The organism is Brevundimonas sp. P2_A6 (assembly GCF_056404975.1).
Genome location: NZ_JBFUCZ010000003.1, coordinates 290,264 through 316,842, shown reverse-complemented (window position 1 = coordinate 316,842; position 26,579 = coordinate 290,264). Strand labels below are relative to the sequence as shown.

The window sequence follows — 26,579 nt, the reverse complement described above, 5'->3', positions numbered from 1 at the left end:
TGTTTATCGGCAAAGGTTTACCTTTCGCTTACTCCGGGCCCATAGCCTTTCGGAACGGTCGAGCGGAGTGAGCGGTGATGGCGAGGCTTGAACGGGTGCTGTACGGCAGCACGGCGACCGGGCGGACCGACAATCTGATGAACGTCGCCGCCATCCTGGGTGAATCGCAACGGAACAATGACCGCGACGGTCTGACCGGCGCGCTGGCCGCCCACGACGGGCGGTTCCTGCAGGTCATCGAAGGCCCATCCGACGTGCTGGACGGATTGTTGCGCCGGCTGGACCGCGACCCGCGTCACAAGGACATTCAGGTCATCGAACGTGCGCCGATCGAGACCCGCTCGTTCGCCGACTGGTCCATGGCCGCGACCCGGATCACCCCCGCGCTGGAGGCCAGGCTGAAGGCGGTGGTGTCGAACCCCGCCGACGATCCGGGCCGCACGGTCTGCCTGCTGCGCGAGGCGGTGACGCAGGGCTGAGGATCGCTCGCGTCGATGCCGGCGCGGTGTTACGACGGGGCAAACCCGACAAGGCCGACCCATGCACCTCGCCCGCTTTCCCCGTCTGCGCCTGGCGCACCTGCCCACGCCGCTGGAGCCCTTGCCCCGGCTGTCGGAGGCGCTGGGCATCGACCTTTGGATCAAGCGCGACGACTGCACGGGCCTGGCCGGCGGCGGCAACAAGACGCGGAAGCTGGAGTTCCTGCTGGGCGATGCGTTCGAGCACGACGCGGACACCCTGATCACCCAGGGCGCGGTGCAGTCCAACCATGTCCGCCAGACGGCGGCGGCGGCTGCGGCGACCGGACTGAAGTGCGAAGTCATCCTGGAGGAGCGGACGGGGTCCAGGGCCGTCGACTATGTCCACAACGGCAACGTCCTGATGGACCGGCTGTTCGGAGCGACCATTCGCTCCGTGCCCGGAGGATCGGACATGCCGGCCGAGCTGGAGAAATCGGCGGACGAGGTGCGGGCGCGTGGCGGGCGGCCCTATGTCATCCCCGGTGGCGGGTCGAACGCGGTCGGGGCGCTGGGGTATGTGGACTGCGCGCGCGAGATCGTGGTGCAGGCCGACGAGCTGGACCTGGCCATCGACCGGATCGTGACGGCGACCGGCAGCGCGGGCACGCACGCGGGACTGGTGGCCGGACTGGCCGTGCTGGGAGCGGACATCCCGGTCCTGGGCATCGGGGTCCGCGCGCCCAGGGAGAAACAGGAAGCCAATGTGCTGAAGCTGGCGAAGGAAACCGCCATGCTGCTGGGTCACGCCGACCGGGTGACGGACGCGATGGTAGTCGCCGATTGCGACTATGTCGGCGCGGGTTACGGCCTGATCGATCAGGGGGTGGTGGATGCCCTGGTCCTGGCGGCGCGGACCGACGGCATCGTGCTGGACCCCGTCTATACCGGCAAGGCGATGAAGGGGCTGATCGCCCTGGCGAAGACCGGTCGGTTCGAGGGCGAGCGGGTGGTGTTCCTGCACACCGGCGGGGCGCAGGGACTGTTCGGGTACCAGGGCGAACTGGACGCGATGTTCGGATGACCGTCACCATCACCGCGTTCAAGGCGTCGCCCGATCGCGGGCGCGGGCTGGCGCGTGACATGCGGGTCCGCTGGGCGCTGGAGGAAGTGGGCCAGCCGTATGACGTGCGGCTGGTCTCGTTCGCTGAGATGAAGCAGCCGGAACATCTGGCGCGCCAGCCGTTCGGCCAGATTCCCACCTATGAGGAAGGGGACCTGACGCTGTTCGAGTGCGGCGCGATCGTGCTGCACATCGCCGGCCAGCATCCGGGACTGCTGCCGACCGATCCGGAGGCACGGGCGCGGGCGGCGACCTGGCTGGTCTGCGCGCTGAGCACGATGGAGCCGCCGATCGTGGAGCGGGAAGCCGCGATGCTGGTCGAGCGCGACAAGCCGTGGTTCGCGGAGCGAGACGCCATGCTGGTCGAACGGGTCAACCGGCGGCTCACCTCCTTGTCGAACCGGCTGGACGAAGCGCACTGGCTGGATGGTGACTTCAGCGCCGGGGACCTGATGATGGTCGAGGTCTTGCTGAGGCCCGCTGCGTTCGCACTGCTAGAGGGCTTTCCCAACCTGCAGGCCTATGTCGCGCGTGGGCAGGCGCGTCCGGCGTTCCAGCGGGCGTTCGCCGCACAGTTGGCCGTGTTCGAGGCCAGCCAGTCGTCCTAGACGAACGATTCCGGCGTCAGGGACTGACGCCGTCCGCGAGCGAGGGTCAGGGCGAGGGTGCGTTCGCCGTAGCGGACGGTGCAGGGCTCGCCCAGGTCGCTGGACAGTTCAGCCTCGACCAGACGCCCCTCGGCCCAGCGGATCGAAAGGCCGAAACCGCCCCGGCAGCGCAGGCCGGTGACGGAGCCGTTCGGCCAGGCGGTGGGCAGCGACGGCAACAGCGCGATCTCGCCCGAATGATCCTGCAGCAGCATCTCGGTCATGCCGGACACGCCGCCGAAATTGCCGTCGATCTGGAACGGCGGGTGGGCGTCGAACAGGTTGGGATAGGTGCGGTCGGGGCCGAGCAGATGCATCAGGATTCGGTGCGCCCGGTCGCCGTCGCCCAGCCGTGCCCACAGGTTCAGCCGCCAGGCGATGGCCCAGCCGGTGGAGATGTCGCCGCGCACGGTCAGGCTGCGTTTCGCGGCCTCGGCCAGTTCGGGCGTCCTGCGCACGGTGATCTGATCCGAGGGATAGACGCCGTACAGGTGGCTGACGTGGCGGTGGGTCTGTTCGGGGGCCTGGGTGTCCCAGTCGGCGCGCCATTCCTTGAGCAGGCCGGTGGAGCCGATCTCGCTGGGGGCCAGCCGGTCGCGCGCGGCGACGATCCGGGCGCGCAGGTCGCGGTCCAGGTTCAGGCGGTCGCCGGCGGCCACGGTGTTGGTGAACAGGTCGCGGATGATCTGCTGATCCATCGTCGGGCCGGCGCACAGGGACGTGCCGCCCGGATGCGTATTTTCCGGCGAGATGGACGGCGAGGAGATCAGATAGCCGGTGCCCTTTTCGACCTGGAGCGTATCCAGGAAGAACAGGCTGGCCCCCTTCAGCACTGGGTAGATGTCGGCCAGATAGGCGGGGTCGCGGTGATAGTCCCAGCGGTCCCATAGGTGCTTGCACAGCCAGGCTCCGCCGGTCGGCCAGATGCCGTACTGCGAGCCGTCGATCGGGGCGGTCGCGCGCCAGACGTCTGTGTTGTGATGGCAGACCCAGCCGCGCGCGCCGTACATGACCCGGGCCGTGTGGGCGCCGGTGACGGCCAGATCCTTGACCATGGCGACCAGGGGTTCGACGCACTCGCCCAGACCCGTCGGCTCGGCCGGCCAGTAGTTCATCTCGGTGTTGATATTGACGGTGTATTTGCAGCCCCAGGGCGGCGCGTTGGTCTCGTTCCAGAGGCCCTGGAGGTTGGCCGGCTGCGTGCCCGGCCGCGAGCAGGCGATCAGCAGGTAGCGGCCATACTGGTAGTAGAGCGAGGCCAGGGCCGGGTCGTCGGAGGTCTGGGAGGTCGCGACCCGTTCGTCGGTCGGGCGGTCAGCGGCGGGGGTGCGGCCGACGTCGAACGAGACCCGACGGAACAGGCGGCGATGCTCGCGCTGATGATCGGCCAGCAGGGTATCCCAGCCCTTGGTGGCGGCGGCGGCGATGGCCTCGCGGGTGCGGGCCGCTGGGTCGCCCGAGACGTCGCGAAAGGCCTGATAGCTGGTCGCCGCCGCGATCAGCAGCACGACGGAGTCCGCACCGGTGACGGTCAGTGTGTCATCCTCGACGGTCGTGCGGCCACCGGACCGGAGGATGCGGACGCGGGTCTGGTAGGCCAGGGCACCGGGGACACTGTTCTGGGTGCCGTTGCGGCCGGCGAAGATCAGGGTGTCGTCGCCCTCGACGCTGGCGACGGCGGCGGCTCCGACGGGGTTCTCGAAGGCGGCCGTGAAGGTCAGGGTGCCGGGGGCGGCCGTCAGCCGGACGGCGATCACCTGGTCGATGGCGGAGGCGAAGGCCTCTCGGCGATGGGTCGCTCCGTCGGCCTGGAAGGCGACCGTGGACAGGGCCGCGTGGAGATCGAGCTGACGGCGATAGTCGGAGGTCTGGCCCAGGCCGGGAAAGTCCAGATACAGACTGCCCAGGCTGTTGAACGACATCTGGCGGATCGGGGTGGCCATGACATAGGCGGTGGCGAAATCGCGCGCCTCGACCCAGCGTTCCTCTTCGATCAGCTGGCGTAGGCGGGGGATGTTGTCGAGCGCCTTGGGGTTGGCCGGGTCGTAGGGGCCGCCGGCCCACAGGGTGTCTTCGTTCAGCTGAAGGCGTTCGCGCGCAACCCCGCCGAAGACCATGGCCCCGAGGCGTCCGTTGCCGATCGGCAGGGCCTCGGTCCAGGCGGCGGCGGGCTGGCGATACCAGAGCATCAGGTCGGATGCGGCGGACTGGGATCGGGCGGGTCCGACCGGCAGGGTGGTCACAGTTGCACCGAGACCGGCCACGATCGCCTCACGCCGAGACAGCATTCCAACCCTCCAAAGACCGCTTCGCCATTTGTATTACAATTCGCCGCTGTCGATGTCGCAACAAAAGCGGGGCAGACTGGATCGCGAACGATGAGGCGGATTCGATGAGCAAGATCCTGGGTGTTCTGGGCGGCATGGGGCCTGCGGCGACGGTGGCGTTTCTGGGGCGGGTGCAGGCGCTGACGCCCGCCGGCGGCGATGCGGATCACATCCGGGTGGTCATGGACATGAACCCGCAGGTGCCGGACCGGAACACGCGGCCCGGCGAGGCGGAGGCGGAGCTGGCGGCGATGGCTGCGCGCCTGAAGACGGCGGGCGCCCAGGTGCTGGCCATGCCCTGCAACACCGCCCATGCGCAGAAGGCGGGGATTGAGGCGGTCGGGCTGCCCTTCATCGACATGATCGCGGCGACGGTGGCGGTGGCCAAAGGATATGAAGCGCGCGCGATCGGTATCCTGGCGACCCCGGGGGGCGAGGCGCTGTATCGGTCGGCGCTGGGGGCGGAGGCGGTGCAGCCCGTGCTGCTGACGGGCGCGGACCGCGAGGCCTTCATGGCCTGCGTCTACGGGGTGAAGCGAGGCGATACGGGCGCGGCGAACCGGGCGGAGATGGCGCGACTGGCCGGGGCGCTGGTCAAGGCGGGGGCCGAGGCCATCATCGCCGGGTGCACGGAGGTTCCGCTTTTGCTGGACGGGAAGGCCGTGTCGGTGCCGCTGGTGGATTCGGCCGAGGTGCTGGCCCAGACGTGCGTGGACGCCTGTCTGGACGATTGATCCGAACACGGTGTGCACGTCGCCGCCGCGTCTTCCATTCCCCACGAAACGGTCAGAAATCGGACATTTGGGTCTCAACAATCGTCGATACCGATGGCACCCAGACATTTATCTGGGGGAACATCCATGTCCGAGATCCATCTGACCGGCAGCCACGACGATGGCAACGTCGAGTTGAACACATCGTCCAATCCGACGTTCGGATCGATCATCGAACAGCGCCAGTCGCGGCGTGGCGTTCTGGGCGGCATGGCCTCGGTCGCGGCTCTGTTCGGCCTCGCGGCGTGCGACGAAGGCGATGGACGAGGCCGCACTGAAGCCACGGTGATGGCGGGTGCCACAGGCGCGACGACCTCGGGCAGGGTCGTGACCCTGACCGGCACGGCGACGGGTGCAAACAGCGTTCAGTGGATCCAGGAATCGGGCCCGACCGTGGTCCTGACCAACGCCAACACCAATAGCGCCACCTTCATCGCCCCGTCGGTGACGACGGCGACCAATCTGGTCTTCTCGTTCAGCGGATCGGGTGGCAACGGCGTGCCCACCTCGGCCACGACGACGGTCATCGTCGGCCCGGCCGCCCTGGGCTTCACCGCCATTCCCAAGAACCTGCTGGACGTGGTGACGGTGCCGGCCGGCTATTCGGTCAATGTGCTGTACCGCCTGGGCGACCCGATCAACACCGTCACGCCGGCCTATGCCAACAACGGCACCGACACCGGCTTCGCGACCCGCGCGGGCGATCACCACGACGGCATGTATTTCTTCGGCCTGGGTGCGTCGACCGGCCTCCGGGACGACACCTCCAGCACGCGCGGCCTGCTGGCGATGAACCACGAAAACATCACCCCCGCCTATCTGCACGTGAACGGTCCCACCTCCGTCGCCGGCGCGCGACCCGAGGCCGAGGCGATCAAGGAGATCGAGTGCCACGGCGTCAGCGTCATCGAGGTTCTGCGCGGCACGACGGGGTGGAGCTACGTGCAGAACTCGACCTTCAACCGCCGCATCACGCCGAATACGCCGACCGTGTTCAACGGTCCGGTCCGGGGCAATGCGGCCCTGTTTACCGCCTATTCGCCGACGGGCGTGGCCGGACGCGGCACGATCAACAACTGCGCCAACGGCTTCACCCCCTGGGGCACCTATCTGACCTGCGAGGAGAACTGGGCCGGCTATTTCCGTCGTTCAGCGACGGACAACGCGGTGCGCACGGCCAAGGAGGTCGCCAGCTTCAACCGCTACGGGATCGCCCAGGGCGCCTCGGGCGCCAACAACTGGGCCTCGGTGACGCCGTCCACCGTCGGGTCCACGGTGTTCGCCAAGTGGAACACGTCCACCCTGGCCGCCGACGCCACGCAGGATTTCCGAAACGAAGCCAACCAGTTCGGCTGGGTCGTCGAGGTCGATCCCTATGACGTCAACTCCGTGCCCCGCAAGCGCACCGCGCTGGGCCGGATGGGCCACGAAGGGGCCTGGCCTGCGGCCTTCGTGGCGGGCCGCAAGCCCGTCTTCTACATGGGCGACGATTCGCGCGGCGAGTATTTCTACAAGTTCGTGTCGGCCACGTCCTGGGCCGCGGCGGATGCCCAGGCCACGGATCGCCTGGCGATCGGTGACAAATATCTCGATAACGGCACCCTGTACGTCGCGCGCTACGACGCCAACGGCACAGGCGTATGGCTGCCGCTGGTGTTCGGGCAGGGCTTCGTGACATCGGCCTACGGCCCCTACAGCTTCTCCGGCCAGGCCGACGTGCTGATCAACGCCCGCCATGCGGCGGACGCTGTGGGTGCCACCAAGATGGACCGGCCGGAGTGGGCGGCGGTCAATCCGGTCAACGGCGAGGTCTATCTGACATTGACGAACAATTCGGCCAGGACGCCGTCGACGACCGACGCGGCCAACCCGCGCGCGTACAACGATCCGAAGGGCGCAGCCGCTCAGACCGGCAACCCCAACGGCCACATCATCCGCCTGCGCGAGGCGGGCAATACGCCGGAAGCGGTGTCCTTCACCTGGGACGTCTACGCCTTCGGAGCCGGATCGGATCTGAACGCCGCCAACATCAACCTGTCGGGCCTGGACGCCACCAACGACTTCTCTTCGCCGGACGGCCTTTGGTTCGGGCGGCCGCAGAACGCGTCTGGGCTGGTCAATCCGCTGCTGTGGATCCAAACCGACGACGGTGCCTACACCGACCAGACCAACAACCAGATGCTGCTGGCCCAGCCCGGCGTCGTCGGCGACGGCGGCGCGCGTACGATCACCAACACGGTCGGGGCCGCGACCGGAACCCAATCGACCTTCGTCGGCAAGGCCCCGGCCATGACCCTGCGCCGCTTCCTGGTCGGACCCAAGGAGTGCGAGATCACCGGGATCGACTCCACCCCCGACGGTCGCACGATCTTCGTCAACATCCAGCATCCGGGCGAACTGGGCTCGGCCGCCACGCCGACCTCGTCCTGGCCCGCCAGCCAGACGGGCGGCACGGGTTCGCGTCCGCGCTCGGCCACGATCGTCATCACCAAGGACGATACCGGCGTCGTCGGCCTTTAACCGACCGTCCAGATCGAATGGAGGGGTGCGCCAGCGATGGCGCACCCCTTTTTCGTTGCGAGGATCGCCAGCCGTCTGCATTCAGGCGGTGTGAGACGCCAGAGCCTGATCATCGACTGCGACCCCGGGGTGGACGACGCCATCGGCCTGTTGCTGGCCTTCGCCTCGCCCGAACTGGACCTGAAGGCGATCACGACCGTGGGGGGCAATGTCCCGGTCGAACGGACCAGTCGCAATGCCCGGATCATGCGGCAGATCGCGGGGCGCGAGGACGTGCCGGTGCTCGCAGGGGCGGGCGAGCCCTTGCGACGCGAGCCAGCGGGGGCGGGGGAATTCCACGGTGCCGAGGGGCTGGGCGGGCTGGAGGTGTTCGAGCCCCACGCTCCGCTGGCGGACGGTCATGCGGCGGAGGCGATCGCGCGGACCGTGATGGACGCGCCCGAGCGTTCGGTCGCCCTGGCCGTTATGGGGCCGATGACGAACCTGGCGCTGGCGATGCGGGCCGAGCCCCGCCTGGCCGCGCGGCTGGGTCCGGTGGTGGCCATGGGCGGGGCGCGCTCCGAGGGCGGCAACATCACGGCGTCGGCCGAATTCAACATCTGGGCCGATCCGGACGCGGCGGCGGAAGTGTTCGCTTCGGGGTGCGAGATGATCGTCCTGGGGCTGGACGCGACGCATCAGGTGCGGGCGACCGAAGACCGGATCGCAGCGCTGGAGGCGGTCGCCGATGAGAGGGCGCAGACGGCGGCGAAGCTGCTGCGGTTCTCGCAGAGCATCGAGCGCGACATCGTCGGCTGGGATGCGGCACCTTTGCATGATCCGTGCACGGTGGCGTGGCTGCTGAATCCGGCGCTGTTCCGGCTGGCGCCCTGCCGGATCGAGGTCGAGACCGGGAGCGACCTGACGCGGGGACATACGGCGGTGGAGTTTCGGGTCGATCCGGCCACGGCACGTCACCGTTGGGCGACCTGGGCGGACGGGCAGGGGGTGTTCGACCTGTTGACCCGGCGGCTGGGGGATGGGTCGTGAACATCACCGTCGTCGGATCGATCAACCTGGATCTGGTGGCCAGCGCGCCGAGCCTGCCGCTGGCGGGCGAAACGGTGACGGGGGCGACGCTGGCGCGGCATCCCGGTGGCAAGGGGGCGAACCAGGCGCTGGCGGCCGCCAAGCTGGGGGCCAAGGTTTCCCTGATCGGGCGGGTCGGCGACGACGACATGGCGAACGAGGCGCTGGCCCTGCTGGAAGCCTTCGGGGTCGAGCTGTCGGGGACGGAGACGGACGTCGAGGCCCCGACCGGTGTGGCCCTGATCGCGGTGGACCCCTCCGGCGAGAACCAGATCGTGGTCGCGGCCGGGGCCAATCACACCATCACCATTGAGCAGCTGTGGGCCCGGATCGAGACGCCGCTGATCGTCCAGCTGGAACTGCCGATCGCCGTGGTCGAGGCGGCCGTGGGACGAGCGACGGAGTTCGTTTGCGCCAACCTGGCCCCGGCGCAACCGGTGTCGGACCAGCTCTTGCGACGTTGCGACCTGATCGTCGTCAACGAGGTCGAGGCGGAGTTCTATGGCGACCTGCTGCATCACGGCGGGGGTCGGGTGGTGATCACCTATGGGGCGGGCGGGGCGATGATGTTCCAGCGCGGGCAGGAGGTGGCACGGGCCGTGCCGCCGACGGTCACGGCGGTGGACGCGACCGGAGCGGGCGATGCCTTCGTGGGAGCGATCACGGTGGCACTGTTGGAAGGAATGGCACCTGAAAGCGCGCTGACCTTTGCCTGTGCCGCAGGTGCCTTCGCCGCGACGCGGCCGGGCGCGCAACCGTCACTGCCGACGCGCGCCGAGGTCGAGGCCTTGATGGCGCAGGCCTACAGCTCGCCCGAATAGAGCGCCTTCATCAGCTGGGGCGACTGGGTGACCGTGTTGAAGCCTTCCCAGGCCGTGATGGTGGCCGCGCAGCCTGCTGCTGCATCATAGGTGGCGCCGGACATGATCTGGGGCAAAAGTTCCAGCGCCTGACCATCGCCGAGCGCGGCCGAGAGGCTCTGCATCGACCCGGACATCAGGTTCTCGGACGGGGCCGTATGGGACGCGCCATCGGTGATGACGGCGAGGCGATCGGTCAGCATCTTGCGGAACGCCGGCAGGGCCTCGGCCGGAACCGCCGCCAGGGTTTCAGGCCGGAACCGGGCTAGCGGAGCCTCGGCGCAGAAGCGCGGATCGGCGCTCTGGACCGCCTTGATGAAGGTCAGGGTCGATGTGATGAAGGCGTTATCGACGTCGTTGCCGGCCTTGGCGATCTGGGCGAAGCCGGGGTCGAAGGCAGCAGACAGGTCGTCGATCCCAGGCGGGGTCTGACCTGGATTGGCGGCCTGCCAGACCTCGACGAGCACAGCCTCGGCAGGGCCGGTCGAGGCGGTCGAAGCGGCGGTCTGGTCCGCCTCGATCGCGGCCTTGTCTCCGTGATCGCAGGCCGAGAGTGACAGAACCGCGAAAGCGGCGACGACACTGCGAATGACCATGACGATCCCCAAGGCAACGGCTGGATGATCTGGGGCCAAACGCCGATCTTGGGAAGCGTTTCCGACACGATGTCAGATGCCGTCACGCCGGGAGATCAGCGACGACCGTCGCCGCGAGAGAACCAGGCCATGAACAGGCGGAAAAGCCAGCCGCCTCGCGGACGGTCCTGTCGCGAGACAGCGGAGCGGCCCCGACCCTTGAACTGATTGACGATCAAGACGGCACTCATTCCGTGAACAGACGGAGCAGAAACGCTAATTTCTGCTACGAGTTCCGCGACCGGCTTGCCGGGGCGGTGCCTCAGCCCGGCGCGCCCATGTAGTCCCGCTTGCCCAGAGGCACGCCGGCCTGACGCAGCAGGCCGTAGGCCGTGGTCAGGTGGAAGTAGAAGTTCGGCAGGGCGAAGCCGATGGCATAGGGAAGGCCCAGGAACTTCATCTCTCCGCCCGGAAAGGTCAGGGTCACGTCACGGGCTTCCTGGCCGTCGATGGCGGAGCGGGGCACGGACTGGACGTAGGCCAGGGTGTCGGCGATGCGGACCTGAAGGTCGGCCATGGTCTTTTCCGTATCGTCGTTGACCGGGGCGGCGATGCCGGACAGGCGCGCAACGCACAGCTTGGGGCTGTCGCAGGCGGTCTGGACCTGTTTGATCAGCGGGTTCATGTCGTCGATCAGGCGCAGCGACAGCCAGTCGTCGGCATTGACCCCGGTCTCGGTCGCATGGGCCACGGCCTTGTCCAGGATGGCCGACAGGGCGCGCAGGCCCCGCGTGAAACCGGGCACGGTGAGGTCGTAGAGTTCGGTGGCCATGGTGCGTTTCCTGTATCGTTGGGACGGGCTGTAGCGTCGCCGCATCGCTGTGTCACTCGCGCGTGACAGCTTGGCGACAGGGCGGGAATGGTTCTAGGGTCCGCCCGCCGTCGGGGGGACGGTGCGTTCGCCGGTTGACTGCATGATTCGATCCCTGATCGCCGTGGGCTTCGCAATGGGACTTGGGGCCTGCCAGCCCGTGTCGGGGAATGGCGGCGATGCCACCGGCGAGGCGATCAGGGTCGGGGGCGATCCTGTCCCCCCGGACTACGACTGGCATTTCGTGGCGCACGGCGGCTCCGCCGATCTGGATTTCGGCGACGGTGACTGGGCCGAGGGCGTCAGTCTGTTCCACATGAGTTGCCTGCCGGACAGCCAGAGGGTCGGTACGAGCTGGGACGGCACCGGCGAGGCGGTCCTGACCAGCGGCACGGCGACAGGCACCTTTCGCCGCGACAGGGACGCGGCCGCCGATCATCCGGTCTTCGCGGCCTTGCGTGACGGAAACGCGCTGGCGGTGGGCCTGGACGACGCGGACCTGACCCTGACCGCCAAGGACGCCGGCAGGACGCAGATCGCGGCCTTCTTCGACTATTGCACCACGCCGCTGCCGCCGTCGCCGCCGGAACCGGTCGTGGCACCGCCGATGGAGGTGGCCACGCCGCCACTAGAAGGTGACGACCAGCCGGACGACCTCGCCGGCGTTAAGCCGGTCGAACCCGGCGTTGATGTCGTCCAGCCCGATGGTGCCGCTCATCAGCCGGTCGACCGGTAGCCGCCCTTGGCGGTACAGGGCGACGTAGCGGGGAATGTCGCGGCTGGGCACGCAGGTGCCGATGTACGACCCTTTCAGCGTCCGCTCCTCACCCACCAGGGAGACGACGTTGACCGCAAGCGTCGCATCGGGCGGGGGGAGGCCGGCGGTGACGGTGGTGCCGCCGCGCCGGGTCATCTTCCAGGCGGCCTCCAGCGCGCGGACGGATCCTGCCATTTCGACGGCGACGTCGGCTCCGCCCCGGGTCAGGGCGCGGACCTGATCAACCGCGTCGGGGTCGGCGGCATTGACGGTGTGCACCGGGCCGAGCGTACGGGCCAGCGCCAGCTTGTCCTCGGACAGATCGACGGCGACGACCGGTGAGGCCCCGCAGGCGAGCGCGCCCAGCACACTGGCCAGGCCGACGCCACCCAGGCCCACGACGACGACGCTCTGGCCCGCGGTGACGCCCGCAGTGTTCACCACGGCCCCGACGCCGGTCAGGACCGCGCAGCCGAACAGGGCGGCCTCCCGAAACGACAGGGCCGGATCGACCTTCACCAGCGAGCGGCGCGAAACCACCGCGCGGTCGGCGAAGGCGGAGCAGCCCAGGTGGTGGTTCAGGGCTTCGGGCCCGTGGTGGATGCGCCTGCCGCCCGCCAGAAGCTCGCCCCGGCCGTTGGCGGCGGACCCCGGCTCGCACAGGGCGGGACGGCCGCCTGCGCAGGGATCGCAGTGGCCGCAGGACGGCATGAAGACCATGGCGACGTGATCGCCGATGCTGAGATCGGTGACGCCCTCGCCGAGCGCCTCCACCACGCCCGCCGCCTCGTGCCCCAGGGCCATGGGCAGGGGCCGGGGCCGGTCGCCGTTGATGACGCTGAGGTCCGAATGACACAGGCCGGCGGCCTTGACGGCGACCAGCACCTCTCCGGAACCCGGCGGGTCCAGGGTCACGGTCTCGATCGACAAGGGACGGCTGGCGGCATAGGGGCGGGCGGCCCCCAGGCTGCGAAGGACAGCGGCGCGGGTGGTGATCTGGGTCATGGCCTGTCGGATGAAAACGCGCGGATCCGCCTCGATAGGCGCTTGACGCGGCGGAGGCCAAGCCCGAGCGTCCGACGAGAAAAAGGGTCGGATCGAACGCCGGCCAGACAAGGGACGAAACACCGATGCCGAAACGCGACGAAGGGGCCCTGGCCCACCGCTCGACCTACAACGCCTTTCACACCGTCTCGACGCGCTGGGCGGACAACGACCAGTACGGCCACATCAACAACGCCAAATTCTACGAATTCGTGGATTCGGCGGTGAACGCGCACCTGATCATCGCCGGGGTGTTGAAGGATTCGATCGGACTGGTTGTCGACAGCGGCTGCCGCTACACGTCCTCGCTGGCCTTTCCCGACGTCATCGAGGTGGGGATCAAGGTCGACCACATCGGCACGTCCAGTGTGACCTACGGCTTCGCGGTCTTTCGCAGGGCGTCGAGCGAACCCGCCGCCATCGGCCATTTCGTGCACGTCTATGTCGATGCCGAGACGCGTCGGCCCAAACCGCTTCCCGATGCCCTCAGGCGGGTCGTCGAGAACCTGCGGACCTAGTCCGCATCGCCCATGAATGGTGTAAAACCGTCACGGTTTCGCGAGCGCGTCAAAACACACATTGCATTCCTGTAATAATGCGCAAGGGTAGGGGAACTTCGTTCTTCCTCCACGAGCACCCTCATGTCCCACGCCATCAAGATCGCCGTCCTGAGTGCCGTCACCCTGCTGGGTCTGGACGCGGTGATCCCGGCGCCCGCCACGGCCGCTCCGGTGATGGTGCAGTCGCGCATGCAGCAGATGATGGACCGCTCCGCCCGTCGTCAAGCCAGACTGGCCGAAGACCGGCGCTTCGCCGAGGAAGAGGCGCAGATGGCGGCGGCGGCCCAGGCCGAAGCGGCACGCCGGGCGCAGCAAGAGGCGCAGGCGGCGACACCCGCGCCGACGCCGGCGCCGGCAGAGACGACCGACGTCAAGGCCGAAGACGCGGAAGACGACGCCCAGACCCCCGCCCCGCAGATCTGATTCCGGCGGCGTCAGGCGGATCAGTCGTCCATGTAGCCGAGCAGGGCCAGAGCACCCACGGCCGTCAGCACGCCCAGGGCGAAGGCCCCGACGATCGAGCCGGTCGCGACGGCCGTCGAGACGGTGACCGGGCGCTTTTCGTACCATTCGACGATGTCGGCTTCGTCCGGGGTTTCGTCGTCGTAATAGACGTCTTCGGCTTGCATGGTTCGGCTCCGGGGAGGTTCGCCCCCTGAAACCCCCGCCAATGGCAGCGGTTCCGCACGCCGTGACAGCCGCGCGGCCATGGGCTAGAGGCGCTGCTCAATCCGATCCGATCCGCGCCGGTGCAGCCAGCGGGCGGTCCCACAAACCTTGCGCTCAAGCAGCGAGACGGAGCCTGTCGCCCGGCCGATCTGAGATCGGACCGGGGGGCGCGTCGAGCGGCAGCGCCTTTCGAGAGGCAAAGATGGCCGGCCATTCCAAGTTCAAGAACATCATGCACAGGAAGGGCCGCGCCGACGCGGTGCGGTCCAAGCTGTTCTCGAAACTGTCGCGCGACATCACGGTCGCGGCCAAGTCGGGAATGCCCGACGTCGCCCTGAACCCGCGCCTGCGCCTGGCCGTCAACAACGCCAAGGCCGAAAGCCTGCCCAAGGACGTGATCCAGCGCGCCATCAACAAGGCGGCCGGCGGCGACGTCGATACGATGGAGGAGGTCCGTTATGAGGGGCGTGGTCCCGGCGGCGTCGGCATCATCGTCGAGGCCCTGACCGACAACAGGAACCGCGCCAACTCCAACATCGGCACCGCGTTCAAGAAGAACGGCGGCGCGCTGGGCGAGATGAACTCGGTCGCCTTCATGTGGGACAAGGTCGGCAAGATCGTCTACGCGGCCGAGGCGGGGACCGAGGACGCCGTCATGGAGGCGGCGATCGAGGCCGGGGCCCAGGATGTCGAGAGCGACCTGGTGAAGCCCGACATCTATGAGGACGCGCCGGGGCACACCATCTGGACCGCATTCGAGGACCTGAACGAGGTGGCCGAGGCCATGTCCAAGGTGCTGGGCGATCCGAAATCCACCGCCATCGTGTGGAAGCCCCAGTCCGAGGTGCCCGTGACCGGCGAGGCGGTCGGCACGCTGATGAAGCTGCTGGACGCGCTGGACGCCGAGGACGACGTGTCCATGGTCTATTCCAACGAGGACATCTCCGACGAGGACATGGCCAAATACGCGGGCTGAGATGAGCGAGTCGGAGGATATCGCGCTTTCGGCACAGGCGGTCCGACGCCCGTCGAGGACGCTGCGCATCCTGCAGGTCGTGATGATCTGGGGTCTGATCCTGGGCTTGCTGGTCGGGCTGGCCTGGATCATCGCCGGGGTCTGGCGCGACAGCATGCCCCTGATCGAGCGCAGGCTGGCGCAGATGCGATCGACCACGACCGTGGCCGCAGCCCGTCCGCTTCCCGGCGAAAGCGATCCGCCCGCGACCCGGGTCGTGGATGGCCACACGATCACCAGTCCCGCCTGGGTCACCGTGCCCAGCCCGGTCTATCCCTATTCTCCGGGGACCGGGATGCGTTCCGGCCGTGTTTCGCTGGCCTGCGATGTCGCGCCCACGGGCCGGCTGGGAGCGTGCACGATTGTCGAGGAGGTTCCCCAGGGGCAGGGGTTCGGTTCCGCGGCGCTGGAGGCGACCCGGACGGCGCGCATGGCCCCCCGAACGGTCGATGGCGTGCCGACGGGGGGCACGGTCCGGTTCACGATGCGGTTCGAACCGGCACCCTGACGCCACCGGGGCCGCGGCGCGATATGTCCGCCACCGTAAAGGACCGGTGGTATCGACACCCCGGTTAACGCCGGTTAACCTTTCATCTCAGGGGAGAATGACAGGCTCGATTCGAGGCCGCCGATGTCAGGCGTCATCTCACCCACAGGGCGGGAGCACGACCATGATGTTGTCCAGGATCGACCGGGTTCTGTCGCGGAACGGCAAGGGCGAGCGCGCGGCGCCGGCCGCCGCCACGACGGCCAATGCCAATTTCGACAGCGCCGGCGTCATCGGCGAGCGGTTCGAGACCATTCAGGACAGTCTGGACCAGATGGCCGAGATGGCGACCCATTTCGGCGCCTTCGAGACCCTGTTGGGCCAGCTTCGGCAACCCCTGGAGGCGGAGTTCCAGTCGCGGCGCGACAGCCATGTCGAACTGATCAACCTGCGCGCCGCCAACGTCGAGATCGACGGACGTCTGGCGGCCCTGAACGCCGAAGCCCGCGCCGTGGCCGATGCCCTGGCCGAGGCGGAGGGCCGGGTCGAGGAGCTGACCGCGCGCAACGGCGAGCACACGAGCGCCCTGCAGGACGCACGTCTTGAAACCGACCGCCTCCGCAGCGAACTGTCACAGACCACGGCCCGGGCCGAGACGCTTGAGACCAGCCAGCGCGCGGCCGAGCAGCGTATCCGTGAACTGGAACAGGACCAGGAGGCGCTGCGCAGCCAGTTGAAACAGGCGGAGGGCTTGAGGGCCGAGTCCGAGAGCGCGCGCACCCAGATGCAGCGCGACCACGCCCTGGCCGCCGAAGAAAACACCATCCTGCGCCGCCGTATGGACGAGGTCGGGGCCGAACTGGCCGCCCTGGCCCGGGCATCGGCCGCCAACGAGGGCTTGCTGGCCACCGAACGGGCCCGCACGTCCTCCGAACAGACCGAGACCGCCCGGGCGATGCGGGCGCTGGAAACCCAGGTCGAGACGGCCCGCGCCGAGATCGCGGCCTTGTCCTCGCGCCTGGACACGGCCACAGCCCGCGCCAACGGACTGGAGGCCCTGAACACCGAGCAGGCCACGCGTCTGAGCGACCTTCAGACCGGTCAGCATACGGCCGAGCGAAAGGCGGAAACCCTGCAGATCGCGCTCGACCGCGCACTGGAGCGGGTGAAGGGCCTAGAGACCGAAGCCGAGGACGCGCGCCAGCGTCTGGCCGGGATGGAGGTCGCGCGTCTGGCGGCCGTCGACCGCGCCGAGATGCTGACCAAGGCGGCCGCGACCCACGACAAGGCCATCGCCCGCGCCGAGGACCGGATGCTGAAGCTGCAGGCCAAGCTGGCCGCTGCCCAGGACGATCACCACGCCAAGGCCCAGACCCTGATGCAGCAGGCGTCAGCCCTGCGCGCCGAGCTGGAACGCTCGCGAGCCGAAGGCGCGATGTCGGCGGCGGCGCTGGAGGCCGCGCGGCGCGAGCGGGGCGGCCGGTTCGCTTCGATCGAACCGCAGGGCGCGGTCCAGGCGCTGGTGGGCTAGGCGTCGAGGGGAACCGGTGATGGGGGACCGGGTTTAGTCCGGGCCTCAGACCCCAAGGACCGCCTTATGGACATCACCCAGCTGATCCTCGACGACCACGCCGAACAGCGCCGCCTGTTCGCGATCATCGAGCAGATCGACCCCAAGGACACCGAGGCGCTGAGCGCGGTCTGGTCGCGCCTGTCGGCGTTCCTGGACGTCCATGCCGAGGCCGAGGAGCGGTTCTTCTATCCCGAGCTGCTGAAGCTGGGTCAGGGTGCCAACGACGCCGAGGACGGCACGGTCGAGGGCGAGACCGAGGACGCCATCGAGGACCACAACAAGCTGCGCGACGCGGTCAAGGCGGTCGGCAAGTATCCCGTAGGCACCGGGGCCTGGATCGAGGCGGTCGGAAAGGCCAACGTCGTCAACTCCAAGCATATGGGCGAGGAAGAGCGTCAGGGCCTGACGGACTTCCGCAGGCACGCACCCATCGCCAAACGCCACGACCTGGCCGTCCAGTTCGCCGCCTTCGAGGCCGAGCACATCACGGGGGTCAAGCCGGTGAACAAGGAGCCGGAGGCCTATATCGAGGCGAACGGCTGACGCATCAGCGTCCCTGCATCGCGTACAGCTTGACGACCTCGAACAGGAAGTCCCGGCCTTCGTAGAGGCTGCGGACGCGGATGCGTTCGTTCAGGCCGTGGGCGCCGCCGCCGTCGGGGTCGCCGAACATGCCGGTCAGTCCATAGGTCGGGATGCCCGCCGCATTGGTGAAGCGGCCGTCGGTGGCGCCCGTCGACATGGTCGGCAGGATCGGCACGTTCGGCCACATCGCGCCGGCGACCTGGCGGATCGGCCCCATGATGGCGTCGGACAGCGGCGGGGGTGGCGTCGAGGGATCGGGCGCGCCGACGGTCGCGATGGCGATCGCGGGGTTGTCCAGCAGGGTCTCCAACTGGGCCTGCGTGTCCCCGATCGTGTTGCCGGGGAAGATGCGGCAGTTGATGTTGGCGCTGACGTGCTGGGGCTGGGCGTTCGGGGCGTGGCCACCCTCTATCAGGGTGGGGATGCAGGTGGTGCGCAGCGTCGCATTCCAGCTGGGGTTGGCGGCGGATATGCGGGCCGCGGCGGCGGCGTCCGGACCACCCTCGGCGACCAGGGCGCGCATGTCGGCGGCATACTGTGGCTGGGTCTCCGCGAGGGAGCCGAAATAGGCGCGGGTGACGGGGCTCAGCTGAAGCGGGAAATCGTAAGCCCCGATCCGTGACAGGCCGTTGGCCAAGGCGACGATGGCGTTGTCCTTCCTTGGCCGCGCGGAATGGCCACCCGGATTGATGAGATCGAGGCGATAGTCCTGATACAGTTTCTCGCCCGCCTGGACGGCCAGGGCGACGCGGTTGCCGTCGGCATCCAGCAGACCGCCCGCGCCCTCGTTCAGGGCGAAGCCCGCCTGGAGCGCCTCCGGGTGGTTGGCCAGCAGCCATTCGACGCCGTTGAAGGTATCGGCGGTCTCCTCGCCGCAGGTCAGGGCCAGCTTGATGTCGCGTACCGGGGTGAAGCCGGACTGTTTCAGTCGGATGAGGGTATCGACCCAGACCGACGCCTGCGCCTTGTCGTCGGTCGCACCCCGCGCATAGAAATAACCACCCTCCTCTACCAGGGTGAAGGGATCGCGGGTCCAGTCGGCGGCGTTGGCCTCCACCACATCGATGTGGGCGAGCAGCAGCAGCGCGGGGGCGGAGGGGGCCGAGCCGTGCAGGACGACCGACAGATTGCCGTCCCTGGGCCGGTCCTCGGGGATCAGGATGCGGATGTCTTCGGCCGGGTATCCGGCGGCGGTCAGGCGGGCAGCCATGCGCTCGGACGCCAGGGTGCAGCTGCCGACCGACAGGGTAGTGTTGGTTTCGACCAGTTCCTCGTACAGGGCGCGGAAGGCCAGCTGATCGGGGCGCGTCGCGGGGGTCTGGGCCCTGGTCGATGTGGCGATCGCGATCGCGGCCAGGACGACCACGGCGATGATGGCGACGCCGATCGCAAGGCGTTTGCGGGTCTCGCGGACGGCGGCATAGACAGGCTCGTCCAGCCAGTAGAACCCCGGCGACGTCTGGCGCACCGCGTTCTGGCGCAGCAGGCCGCGCAGGGCGAGCCGGCCCATGTTGCGATCGGGAACGATGGGGATGGCGCGGTCCGGACCGAACGCCTGGGCCGTGCGCAGGGCCTCGATCATGTGGCGCTCGGCCCGCTTGCGCATGGCCGCGACGACGGCACCGGTGGTGGACATGTTTTGCTCCCCGTGGGAGCGCGATGTGGCGACGGCCTTCATTGCTCGTCAACCCTGTTTGCGGCATGACAGGAACGAATGACGAACGCGACTCGCATATTGGGGCTGGACCCGGGCCTGCGCCGCACCGGCTGGGGCGTGGTGGTGGCCGAGGGGGCGCGCCTGCGCTGGATCGCGCACGGGGTGGTGGCCCCACCCGAGACGCTGGCCCTGTCGGACCGGCTGCTGTGGTTGCTGGACAAGGTGGGCGAGGTCTGCGCCGCCCATGCCTGTGACGAGGCGGCGATCGAGGAGGTGTTCGTGAACGTCAATCCGGCCTCGACCCTCAAGCTGGGTCATGCGCGGGCGGCGGTGATGCTGGCCCCGGCGCGGGCGGGGCTGTCGGTCGCGGAATATTCGCCCAACCTGATCAAGAAGGCAGTGGTCGGAGCCGGCCATGCGGACAAGAGCCAGATCGCCTTCATGGTGAAGCGGCTGTTGCCCTCCGCCGGGGATGTGAAGGCCGATGCCGCCGATGCCCTGGCCGTGGCGATCACCCATGCGCAGATGCGCAGGCGAGCAATCCTCACCCGCGCAGCGGGGGAGGGGGACCGCGAAGCGGTGGAGGGGGCGACCCCGGACGCGGTGCGTGGTTCCGCCCCCTCCACCACGACGCAAGCGCGTCGCGGTCCCCCTCCCCCGTTCGCTTCGCTCCGGGGGAGGATTGCATCATGATCGGGCGCATCCGGGGTGTGCTGGCCGAGGTCGAGGAGGCGCACTGCCTGATCGACTGCGCCGGTGTGGGGTATGTCGTGGCCTGCGGCGCGCGGACGCTTCAGCGTCTGCCGGCGCCGGGGGACGAGGCGACGCTGCATATCGAGTCGAGCTGGTCGGCGGAGAATGGGCCCCGGCTGTATGGTTTTCTGACACGGGACGAGCGGCGGGCGTTCACGACGCTGACCGGGATCCAGGGGGTGGGTCCCAAGGCGGCGCTGTCGGTGCTGGACGTGCTGCCGCCGGGCGAGCTGGCGGGGGCGGTGGCGCGCGACGATAAGGCGGCGATCGGGCGCGCGAATGGCGTCGGGCCGAAACTGGCGCTGCGGATCGTGACCGAGCTGAAGGGCAAGCCGCTGGGGGATGTGTCGTTCACGCCGTCTGTGGGTGGGGTGCACGCGGAAGCCCCGGCGCCGGTGCCGAGCGTGACGGGCGAGGCGGTGTCGGCCCTGCTTGGGCTGGGCGTGGCCGAGGTCAATGCAAGGCGGGCCGTGGATCAGGCGCTGATCCGGCTGGGGGATGAGGCGGAGCTGTCGGCGGTGATCCGGGCGGCGTTGCAGGAGCTGGGTCGGTGAGCGACGACCGTATCATCTCGCCCGACGCTGCCCCCGGCGAGGCTTATGATAGAGCGCTGCGACCGCAGACCCTGTCGGAGTTCGTCGGGCAGGAGCAGGCCAAGGGCAATCTGAAGGTCTTCATCGATGCGGCGCGGGGGCGGGGCGAGGCGCTGGACCACGTCCTGCTGTTCGGGCCGCCGGGGCTGGGCAAGACGACGCTGGCGCAGATCGTGGCGCGCGAGCTGGGGGTGGGGTTCCGCGCGACATCGGGGCCGATCCTGGCCAAGGCCGGAGACCTGGCGGCGATCCTGACCAATCTGGAACCCCGCGACGTCCTGTTCATCGACGAAATCCACCGTCTGGCCCCGACGGTCGAGGAGATCCTGTATCCCGCCATGGAGGACCATGTGCTGGACCTGATCATCGGCGAGGGGCCGTCGGCGCGATCGGTACGGATCGACCTGGCGCCCTTCACCCTGGTCGGGGCGACGACGCGGGCGGGCCTGCTGGCCACGCCGCTGAGGGACCGCTTCGGGATACCGTTGAGGCTGGAGTTCTATACGCCCGCCGAATTGGTGCGGGTGATCACCGGCGCGGCGAGGAAGATGGGCGCGCCGATCAACGACGAGGGGGCGGGCGAGATCGCCTCGCGCTCACGCGGCACGCCACGGGTTGCGGGGCGGCTTCTGCGGCGGGTGCGGGACTTCGCTGAGGCCGAAGGGGCGAAGGTCATCGACCGGATCGTCGCGGCGCGCGCCCTGTCGCGGCTGGAGATCGACGAGGCGGGGCTGGACGCCAATGACCGCCGCTTCCTCAAGGCCCTGATCGAGAACTATGGCGGCGGGCCGGTCGGCATGGACACCCTGGCCGCCGCGATCGCCGAGGCGCGTGACGCGGTCGAGGACGTGATCGAGCCCTATCTTCTGCAACAGGGGTTCATCCAGCGGACGCCGCGCGGACGGATGGCCTGCGCCAAGGCCTATGCGCATATGGGGCTGAGCGAACCGCTGAAGCCTGAAGGGGCGGGCGATCTGTTCAGCTGAGCGAACGGTTCCGAAACCATCGACAAGCTAGGCTGTTAGACATGCCTGCCCGTCTTCACATGAAGGCCGCGATGTCGGCCGTTACGCTTCACGAACGTTTCGCCACCGGGCGACCCGGGCGGGCGGCGGCTGATCCTGAGATTCGCGCGGTTGTCGGGCGTGGTGCTGCAGAAGCGGGCGCTGAGCGGCGTCGATCTGACCGGGTCGAACCTGTCGGCGGCCCGGCTGGCGGTCAGCGACCTGTCGGCGGCGACCCTGTATTGCTGCGATCTGCGCGACGCCGATCTGCGCGGGGCCAATCTGACCAACGCGGACCTGCGCGGGTCGAGTCTGAAGGGCACCAGCCTGTATGGCGCGCGGATGGACGGGGTCGATCTGAGGGATGCGAGGCTCGCCCGGGTCGAGGCCAGCGGGCAGTTTCGCGTCTGGACCGTGGACCCCGAGAGGTCACAGCCGGTCGCGGGACCGGATGGCCTGGTTCATCAAGGCGTGGACTTGCGTCATGCCTCGCTGAAGCGGGCGCGGTTGGGCAATGCGCGGCTGAAGAACGCGGATTTCAGCGGCGCGAACATGGCCGGGGCCGATCTGGCCAATGCGAACCTGCAGGGCTGCACCTTCGCCAATACCATCCTGACCGGCGTCGACCTGAAGCACGTGCGGATCGATCCGGGGGCCTTGAGGACCTGCGTGCTGGATCCGAATGAGGATGCGCTGGCCGGCGCGGCGGACGTGCGGTTCGCGCTGGATGAGGCCGAGGCCTGGGTCGACAGCGGGGGTCGCCGGGGCCGGGTCGCGGACCTGACGGATCGAGACGTGCGGCCACTGGCGGATGCCTTCGCCAGGCGCAGGCTGGCGGGGCTGAGGGCCAACGGCATCCGCGCCATCGATGTGGACTTCTCGGGCGCGCTGCTGACCGGAGCGACCCTGCGGCGGGCCGACCTGCGAGGCGCGAAGTTCGCCGGATGCGACCTGCGGGGCGTCAGCTTCGTGGACTGCCAGCTTGGCTTCGCGGATTTCACCGGCGCGACGACGGGCGGGATCGTCAAGGAGGACGGCACTGAGGTGTCGACCGATTTCAACGGTGCGAACCTGACCGGCGCGATCTTCGATCCGTCCGTCGACCCGGTGGGCAAGTCGGCTGACGCCGAGAAGCTAGCCCTCGCCTGCTGACGGCAGTGGCCTCGGTTTCCGGTCGGCGTCGATGGCGACATACGTGAAGACGCCTTCGGTGACGCGGCTGACCGCGTGGGTCGAACGCGGGCGTTTCCAGGCCTCGACGCGGACGCGGATCGAGGTGCGGCCGGTCTTCAGGACGGTGGCATACAGGGACACCTCGTCGCCGACGGAAACGGGCTGGTGGAAGACCATGGCATCGACCGCGATCGTGGCGCACCGTCCCTGGGCCAGGTCGAAGGCGGGCGTGGAGCCCGCCAGGTCCATCTGGGCCAGCAGCCAACCGCCGAAGATGTCGCCCTCTGGGTTGGTGTCGGCGGGCATGGCGATGACCCGCCCGACGAGCTGGCCGTCGGGCGTTTCCGGGGAGGGATGGGTCACGTCGCTCAGTCCTGGGGCTTCAGGTGGTCGTCCAGCCAGTGGAAGACCTCGTTGTGCCATTGCAGGCTGTTCTGGGGTTTCAGGACCCAGTGGTTCTCGTCCGGGAAGACGATCAGTCGGCTCTCGATGCCGCGACGCTGCAGGGCGGTGAAGGTCGACAACCCTTGCGCTGTGGGGATGCGGTAGTCGCGGTCGCCCTGAACCACCAGCATCGGCGTCTTCCAGTCGTCGACGTGGTTGACCGGGTTGAAGCGCTCGTAGCCCGCTGGGTTGTCATAGACGGTGCCGCCGTATTCCCACTCGGTGAACCACAGCTCTTCGGAGGCATAGCCCATGCCGCGCACATCGAAGACGCCGTCGTGATTGACCAGGCATTTGAATTCGTTCGACCAGTTTCCGGCGATCCAGTTGATCATGTAGCCGCCGTAGGAGGCCCCAAGAGCGCAGGCGTTGTCGCCGTCGAGGAAGCTGTATTTCGACTGGGCGGCGGCCCATCCCTTTTGCAGGTCTTCCAGCGGGCGGTCGCCCCAGTGCTGGCTGATCGCATCGGTGAAGCCCTGGCCGTAGCCGGTGGAGCCGTGGAAATCGATCATGACGACGGCATAGCCCGCGCCGGCATAGGTCTCGGGGTTCCAGCGATAGGACCAGCTGTTACCGAATGACCCTTGCGGGCCGCCGTGGATCAGGAAGGCGACCGGGTATTTCTGGCCTTCGACGTAGTTGGCGGGCTTGATGACGTAGCCGTGGACGGTCTCGTTGTTCCAGCCGGGGAAGGTGAACTGCTCGGCCTGTCCGAACAGGCGGCTGTCCAGCTCGGGGTTCACGTCGGTGATCTGGATCGGCAGCTCCCGGCCGCGGAAGGTCTTGACGTAGAGCTCTGACGGCGAGGTCAGGCTGTCCATCGCCAGGACGAAGCCGGACGGGGTCTGTTCGAAGGCCGAGACGTGCCCTTCGCCGGTGATCGGCACGACCGCGCCGCTGGCGGCGTTGATCTGGAACAGTTTCACCTGGCCCACGTCGCCGGCGGTGACGAACAGGCTGCGGCCGTCGGCGGACCACTGCAGGCTGTCGGACGATCGATCCCAGTCGGCGGCGACCTCGCGCTTGGCCCCCGTCGCCACGTCCATCAGCACAATCTGATAGCGATCGGCCTCGAAGCCCGGACGCTTCATGGCGCGGTACGCCAGGGTGCGACCGTCGGGCGAATAGACCGGGCCGGTGTCCCAGGCGTCGTTGTCGTCGGTCAGGTTGGTGAAACCCGGACCGGTCAGGCCGTTGGTCTTGAACAGGTCGAAGTTGGTGCTCCAGGGCTCGGTCTGACCGGCGACGCGGGCGGAGAAGACAATGGCGGAACTGTCGGGGGTGAAGGTGAACTCGTTCTCGTCGCCGAAAGGCTTGGAAGGGGTGTCGCCGTCAAAGCCGTGGGTGACCCAGGCCGGCTCGCCCGAGCCGTCGGTGTTGACCACGAAAAGGTGGTTCTGGGTGCCGTCGGCCCAGGTATCCCAGTGGCGCACGAACATCCGGTCATAGACCTGTCCCGTGGACTTGCGGGCGGCGGCCTCCGTGCCGCGCGCGACCGAGCAGGCCAGGTCATCGCAGTCGGGATAGACAGCCAGCGACACGGCGATCTTCTCGGCGTCGGGACTGAGGCGGTAGGCGTTGACGTCCAGCGGCAGGTTGGTGACCTGGGTCGCGTTCTCGCCGCGGGCATTGGCGCGCCAGACCTGGCTGGTGCCGGACCTGCCCGACAGGAAATACAGATTGCCGTCCGAACCCCAGCGGGCGGTGTTGGCACCCTGGTCCGAGATGGCCAGGCGGCGCGGCTCGCCCTCGCCGTTCAGGGCCTGGATCATCAGGCTGGAGACGCCGCGATTGGCCTCCATGTCGGTGGCGCGCACCGAATAGACGACCTGGGTGCCGTCCGGCGACACGCGCGGGTCGGACAGGCGGTTGGCGGCCAGCATGTCCGTGTAGGTGAAGGCGCGCTGCTCGGCCTGGGGCGCGGGGGCGATCGTTGCGGCTGGGGCGGCCTCATACGGGGTGACCTCGGCGGCGGCGGGCAAGCCCGTCATCAGGGCGAGGACGGCGGCGGCGGCGAGCAGAGACGGGTGACGCATCGGGCGGCTCCTGGGGATACTTCGGCGCTGGCGTAGCACCGCGCGGGGCGGGGCGGAAGTTTGCAGATGCCGGGTCCGCAGCGGCTTGCCTGCCTTACCATCAGAGGCGACAAGGGTTGGGCATGGCCGTTTCGCTTCCGTCCGATTCCGATCCTGTGCCGACGCCGACCGGGCGAGGGCATGACCATGTCGTGGACGTGCTGATCGCCGAGCGGGCACCACGGCTGACGGGATCGTGGGTGTGGCCCCTGGTGCGGCCGGCGCTTTACGGGATGCTCGGCTATGGCAAGGCGCGGCGGATGGCGGATGCCATCGCGCATCTGTCAGGACAGGGCACGCTGGAGCATGTGTCGAACCTGCTGGACCTGAAGGTCTCGACCATGAACCTGGAGCGGGTGCCGACGACCGGGCGGTGCGTGGTGGTCTGTAATCATCCGACCGGGATCGCCGATGGCATCGCCGTCTATGACGCGATCCGGAAGCGTCGCTCCGATGCGATCTGGTTCGCCAACGCCGATGCGATCCGGGTCTCGCCCCGGTTGTCCGAGGTGCTGATCCCGGTGGAATGGGTCGTCGACAAGCGAACGCGCGAGAAGACCCGCGCAACGCTGGAGGCCGCCAAGGCCGCCTTCGAGGCGGAGCGGTGCATCGTCATGTTCCCCGCCGGGCGGCTGGCACGGGCGGGCAAGGACGGGACGCTGACCGATCCCGAGTGGGCCCCAACGGCGGCGTCGATGGCGCGCAAATACGGCGCGCCGGTCATTCCGATCCATGTGACGGGTCCGAACTCGACCCTGTTTCACCTGTTCAACCGGGTGTCGCCGGAACTGCGGGACATCACCCTGTTCCACGAGCTGCTGAACAAGCGAAAGAAGCCGTTCCGCCTGAGCGTCGGCAAGGCGATCGCGCCGACGCGGCTGGATATCGACGCGACGCGCGCGACCTATGCGCTGAAGGCCTTCACCGAGCGGGTGCTGGCCAGCCAGCCGGACGCGGATTTCGCATGA

General features: G+C 68.6%; 26 protein-coding genes and 1 pseudogene. 19 read left to right on the top strand and 8 right to left on the bottom strand.

Annotated features, from left to right (window positions below; genetic code table 11):
* The first annotated feature begins 77 nt into the window (after positions 1-77).
* The 3 genes from AC1DW4_RS10470 (at position 78) to AC1DW4_RS10460 (ending at position 2,189) form a co-directional block, all read left to right on the top strand.
* A complete protein-coding gene (locus tag AC1DW4_RS10470) occupies positions 78-479 on the top strand; it encodes a BLUF domain-containing protein (RefSeq protein WP_477017202.1) in 402 nt (133 codons plus the stop codon).
* Between the two features lie 61 nt (positions 480-540).
* Positions 541-1,542, top strand: a complete 1,002-nt coding sequence (gene cuyA / locus AC1DW4_RS10465; RefSeq protein ID WP_477017201.1) for a D-cysteate sulfo-lyase — start codon at positions 541-543, stop codon at positions 1,540-1,542.
* Entirely contained in the window at positions 1,539-2,189 is a 651-nt protein-coding gene (locus tag AC1DW4_RS10460) for a glutathione S-transferase family protein (protein ID WP_477017200.1), read from the top strand. The genes cuyA and AC1DW4_RS10460 overlap by 4 nt, the downstream gene beginning before the upstream one ends.
* Here AC1DW4_RS10460 and AC1DW4_RS10455 read toward each other — a convergent pair.
* Positions 2,186-4,516, bottom strand: a complete 2,331-nt coding sequence (locus tag AC1DW4_RS10455) for a glycoside hydrolase family 95 protein (protein WP_477017199.1) — start codon at positions 4,514-4,516, stop codon at positions 2,186-2,188. The two genes, AC1DW4_RS10460 and AC1DW4_RS10455, sit on opposite strands and share 4 nt — an antisense overlap.
* 104 nt (positions 4,517-4,620) lie before the next feature.
* Between AC1DW4_RS10455 and cuyB the strand changes: the two genes are divergently transcribed.
* The 4 genes from cuyB to AC1DW4_RS10435 all read left to right on the top strand — a co-directional run bounded on the left by cuyB (position 4,621) and on the right by AC1DW4_RS10435 (position 9,737).
* Positions 4,621-5,289, top strand: coding sequence for a cysteate racemase (cuyB, locus tag AC1DW4_RS10450; RefSeq protein ID WP_477017198.1), 669 nt, complete (start codon positions 4,621-4,623; stop codon positions 5,287-5,289).
* A 126-nt stretch (positions 5,290-5,415) separates the two neighbouring features.
* A complete protein-coding gene (locus tag AC1DW4_RS10445; RefSeq protein WP_477017197.1) occupies positions 5,416-7,848 on the top strand; it encodes a PhoX family protein in 2,433 nt (810 codons plus the stop codon).
* 90 nt (positions 7,849-7,938) lie between these two features.
* The gene (locus tag AC1DW4_RS10440; RefSeq protein ID WP_477017196.1) at positions 7,939-8,877 is read left to right on the top strand and encodes a nucleoside hydrolase; all 939 of its coding nucleotides are present in this window, start codon (positions 7,939-7,941) and stop codon (positions 8,875-8,877) included.
* Positions 8,874-9,737, top strand: a complete 864-nt coding sequence (locus AC1DW4_RS10435; protein WP_477017195.1) for a ribokinase — start codon at positions 8,874-8,876, stop codon at positions 9,735-9,737. The genes AC1DW4_RS10440 and AC1DW4_RS10435 overlap by 4 nt, the downstream gene beginning before the upstream one ends.
* On the opposite strand, the gene AC1DW4_RS10430 is transcribed toward AC1DW4_RS10435, so the two are convergent.
* Positions 9,719-10,372, bottom strand: a complete 654-nt coding sequence (locus AC1DW4_RS10430; RefSeq protein ID WP_477017194.1) for a hypothetical protein — start codon at positions 10,370-10,372, stop codon at positions 9,719-9,721. The two genes, AC1DW4_RS10435 and AC1DW4_RS10430, sit on opposite strands and share 19 nt — an antisense overlap.
* Positions 10,373-10,673: 301 nt before the next feature.
* Complete coding sequence (locus tag AC1DW4_RS10425) at positions 10,674-11,183, bottom strand: DUF1993 domain-containing protein (protein ID WP_477017193.1); 510 nt, start codon at positions 11,181-11,183, stop codon at positions 10,674-10,676.
* Between the two features lie 142 nt (positions 11,184-11,325).
* Here AC1DW4_RS10425 and AC1DW4_RS10420 point away from each other — a divergent pair, with 142 nt between their 5' ends.
* Positions 11,326-11,958: a hypothetical protein gene (locus AC1DW4_RS10420; protein WP_477017192.1), complete on the top strand. Its 633-nt coding sequence runs from the start codon at positions 11,326-11,328 to the stop codon at positions 11,956-11,958.
* Here AC1DW4_RS10420 and AC1DW4_RS10415 read toward each other — a convergent pair.
* Positions 11,851-12,984, bottom strand: coding sequence for a zinc-dependent alcohol dehydrogenase family protein (locus tag AC1DW4_RS10415; RefSeq protein WP_477017191.1), 1,134 nt, complete (start codon positions 12,982-12,984; stop codon positions 11,851-11,853). The two genes, AC1DW4_RS10420 and AC1DW4_RS10415, sit on opposite strands and share 108 nt — an antisense overlap.
* A gap of 125 nt (positions 12,985-13,109) precedes the next feature.
* Here AC1DW4_RS10415 and AC1DW4_RS10410 point away from each other — a divergent pair, with 125 nt between their 5' ends.
* Positions 13,110-13,541 (top strand): acyl-CoA thioesterase, encoded by a 432-nt coding sequence (locus AC1DW4_RS10410; RefSeq protein ID WP_477017190.1) that lies wholly within the window; start codon positions 13,110-13,112, stop codon positions 13,539-13,541.
* 123 nt (positions 13,542-13,664) lie between these two features.
* Positions 13,665-14,006, top strand: a complete 342-nt coding sequence (locus AC1DW4_RS10405) for a hypothetical protein (RefSeq protein ID WP_477017189.1) — start codon at positions 13,665-13,667, stop codon at positions 14,004-14,006.
* A gap of 20 nt (positions 14,007-14,026) precedes the next feature.
* On the opposite strand, the gene AC1DW4_RS10400 is transcribed toward AC1DW4_RS10405, so the two are convergent.
* On the bottom strand, positions 14,027-14,212 hold the full coding sequence (locus AC1DW4_RS10400) for a hypothetical protein (RefSeq protein ID WP_477017188.1): 186 nt from the start codon (positions 14,210-14,212) through the stop codon (positions 14,027-14,029).
* A gap of 242 nt (positions 14,213-14,454) precedes the next feature.
* Here AC1DW4_RS10400 and AC1DW4_RS10395 point away from each other — a divergent pair, with 242 nt between their 5' ends.
* From AC1DW4_RS10395 to AC1DW4_RS10380, 4 genes are all read left to right on the top strand, one after another.
* On the top strand, positions 14,455-15,228 hold the full coding sequence (locus AC1DW4_RS10395) for a YebC/PmpR family DNA-binding transcriptional regulator (protein WP_477017187.1): 774 nt from the start codon (positions 14,455-14,457) through the stop codon (positions 15,226-15,228).
* A 1-nt stretch (position 15,229) separates the two neighbouring features.
* Positions 15,230-15,775: an energy transducer TonB family protein gene (locus AC1DW4_RS10390; protein WP_477017186.1), complete on the top strand. Its 546-nt coding sequence runs from the start codon at positions 15,230-15,232 to the stop codon at positions 15,773-15,775.
* 163 nt (positions 15,776-15,938) lie between these two features.
* Positions 15,939-17,285, top strand: a complete 1,347-nt coding sequence (locus tag AC1DW4_RS10385) for a hypothetical protein (RefSeq protein ID WP_477017185.1) — start codon at positions 15,939-15,941, stop codon at positions 17,283-17,285.
* A gap of 66 nt (positions 17,286-17,351) precedes the next feature.
* Positions 17,352-17,870 carry a hemerythrin domain-containing protein gene (locus AC1DW4_RS10380; RefSeq protein ID WP_477017184.1) on the top strand — a complete coding sequence of 173 codons (519 nt, stop codon included), beginning with the start codon at positions 17,352-17,354 and terminating at the stop codon, positions 17,868-17,870.
* Positions 17,871-17,874: 4 nt separating this feature from the next.
* Here the strand turns inward: AC1DW4_RS10380 and AC1DW4_RS10375 are convergent, their stop codons facing one another.
* The gene (locus AC1DW4_RS10375) at positions 17,875-19,548 is read right to left on the bottom strand and encodes a M20/M25/M40 family metallo-hydrolase (RefSeq protein ID WP_477017183.1); all 1,674 of its coding nucleotides are present in this window, start codon (positions 19,546-19,548) and stop codon (positions 17,875-17,877) included.
* A gap of 78 nt (positions 19,549-19,626) precedes the next feature.
* Between AC1DW4_RS10375 and ruvC the strand changes: the two are divergent.
* The 4 genes and pseudogenes from ruvC to AC1DW4_RS10355 all read left to right on the top strand — a co-directional run.
* Positions 19,627-20,115: pseudogene (gene ruvC, locus AC1DW4_RS10370) on the top strand (crossover junction endodeoxyribonuclease RuvC); the annotation flags it as partial.
* Positions 20,116-20,258: 143 nt separating this feature from the next.
* Complete coding sequence (gene ruvA, locus AC1DW4_RS10365) at positions 20,259-20,876, top strand: Holliday junction branch migration protein RuvA (protein ID WP_477017182.1); 618 nt, start codon at positions 20,259-20,261, stop codon at positions 20,874-20,876.
* Positions 20,873-21,901 (top strand): Holliday junction branch migration DNA helicase RuvB, encoded by a 1,029-nt coding sequence (ruvB, locus tag AC1DW4_RS10360; protein ID WP_477017181.1) that lies wholly within the window; start codon positions 20,873-20,875, stop codon positions 21,899-21,901. The genes ruvA and ruvB overlap by 4 nt, the downstream gene beginning before the upstream one ends.
* Before the next feature lie 150 nt (positions 21,902-22,051).
* A complete protein-coding gene (locus AC1DW4_RS10355) occupies positions 22,052-23,071 on the top strand; it encodes a pentapeptide repeat-containing protein (RefSeq protein WP_477017180.1) in 1,020 nt (339 codons plus the stop codon).
* Here the strand turns inward: AC1DW4_RS10355 and AC1DW4_RS10350 are convergent.
* Both AC1DW4_RS10350 and AC1DW4_RS10345 read right to left on the bottom strand, forming a co-directional pair.
* Complete coding sequence (locus AC1DW4_RS10350) at positions 23,054-23,455, bottom strand: acyl-CoA thioesterase (protein ID WP_477017179.1); 402 nt, start codon at positions 23,453-23,455, stop codon at positions 23,054-23,056. The two genes, AC1DW4_RS10355 and AC1DW4_RS10350, sit on opposite strands and share 18 nt — an antisense overlap.
* A 5-nt stretch (positions 23,456-23,460) precedes the next feature.
* Entirely contained in the window at positions 23,461-25,572 is a 2,112-nt protein-coding gene (locus AC1DW4_RS10345; protein ID WP_477017178.1) for a S9 family peptidase, read from the bottom strand.
* Between the two features lie 122 nt (positions 25,573-25,694).
* On the opposite strand from AC1DW4_RS10345, the gene AC1DW4_RS10340 reads away from it, so the two are divergent.
* Positions 25,695-26,579: a GNAT family N-acetyltransferase gene (locus tag AC1DW4_RS10340; RefSeq protein ID WP_477017177.1), complete on the top strand. Its 885-nt coding sequence runs from the start codon at positions 25,695-25,697 to the stop codon at positions 26,577-26,579.

Coding starts and splice junctions, on each gene's coding strand:
- AC1DW4_RS10395 (WP_477017187.1), top strand. CDS start 14,455: ATGGCCGGCCATTCCAAGTTCAAGAACATCATGCACAGGAAGGGCCGC.
- AC1DW4_RS10430 (WP_477017194.1), bottom strand. CDS start 10,372: ATGGTCATTCGCAGTGTCGTCGCCGCTTTCGCGGTTCTGTCACTCTCG.
- AC1DW4_RS10375 (WP_477017183.1), bottom strand. CDS start 19,548: ATGTCCACCACCGGTGCCGTCGTCGCGGCCATGCGCAAGCGGGCCGAG.
- AC1DW4_RS10420 (WP_477017192.1), top strand. CDS start 11,326: ATGATTCGATCCCTGATCGCCGTGGGCTTCGCAATGGGACTTGGGGCC.
- cuyB (WP_477017198.1), top strand. CDS start 4,621: ATGAGCAAGATCCTGGGTGTTCTGGGCGGCATGGGGCCTGCGGCGACG.
- AC1DW4_RS10445 (WP_477017197.1), top strand. CDS start 5,416: ATGTCCGAGATCCATCTGACCGGCAGCCACGACGATGGCAACGTCGAG.
- AC1DW4_RS10340 (WP_477017177.1), top strand. CDS start 25,695: ATGGCCGTTTCGCTTCCGTCCGATTCCGATCCTGTGCCGACGCCGACC.
- cuyA (WP_477017201.1), top strand. CDS start 541: ATGCACCTCGCCCGCTTTCCCCGTCTGCGCCTGGCGCACCTGCCCACG.
- AC1DW4_RS10390 (WP_477017186.1), top strand. CDS start 15,230: ATGAGCGAGTCGGAGGATATCGCGCTTTCGGCACAGGCGGTCCGACGC.
- AC1DW4_RS10455 (WP_477017199.1), bottom strand. CDS start 4,516: ATGCTGTCTCGGCGTGAGGCGATCGTGGCCGGTCTCGGTGCAACTGTG.
- AC1DW4_RS10345 (WP_477017178.1), bottom strand. CDS start 25,572: ATGCGTCACCCGTCTCTGCTCGCCGCCGCCGCCGTCCTCGCCCTGATG.
- AC1DW4_RS10400 (WP_477017188.1), bottom strand. CDS start 14,212: ATGCAAGCCGAAGACGTCTATTACGACGACGAAACCCCGGACGAAGCC.
- AC1DW4_RS10380 (WP_477017184.1), top strand. CDS start 17,352: ATGGACATCACCCAGCTGATCCTCGACGACCACGCCGAACAGCGCCGC.
- AC1DW4_RS10470 (WP_477017202.1), top strand. CDS start 78: ATGGCGAGGCTTGAACGGGTGCTGTACGGCAGCACGGCGACCGGGCGG.
- AC1DW4_RS10460 (WP_477017200.1), top strand. CDS start 1,539: ATGACCGTCACCATCACCGCGTTCAAGGCGTCGCCCGATCGCGGGCGC.
- AC1DW4_RS10405 (WP_477017189.1), top strand. CDS start 13,665: ATGTCCCACGCCATCAAGATCGCCGTCCTGAGTGCCGTCACCCTGCTG.
- ruvA (WP_477017182.1), top strand. CDS start 20,259: ATGATCGGGCGCATCCGGGGTGTGCTGGCCGAGGTCGAGGAGGCGCAC.
- AC1DW4_RS10425 (WP_477017193.1), bottom strand. CDS start 11,183: ATGGCCACCGAACTCTACGACCTCACCGTGCCCGGTTTCACGCGGGGC.
- AC1DW4_RS10415 (WP_477017191.1), bottom strand. CDS start 12,984: ATGACCCAGATCACCACCCGCGCCGCTGTCCTTCGCAGCCTGGGGGCC.
- AC1DW4_RS10410 (WP_477017190.1), top strand. CDS start 13,110: ATGCCGAAACGCGACGAAGGGGCCCTGGCCCACCGCTCGACCTACAAC.
- AC1DW4_RS10385 (WP_477017185.1), top strand. CDS start 15,939: ATGATGTTGTCCAGGATCGACCGGGTTCTGTCGCGGAACGGCAAGGGC.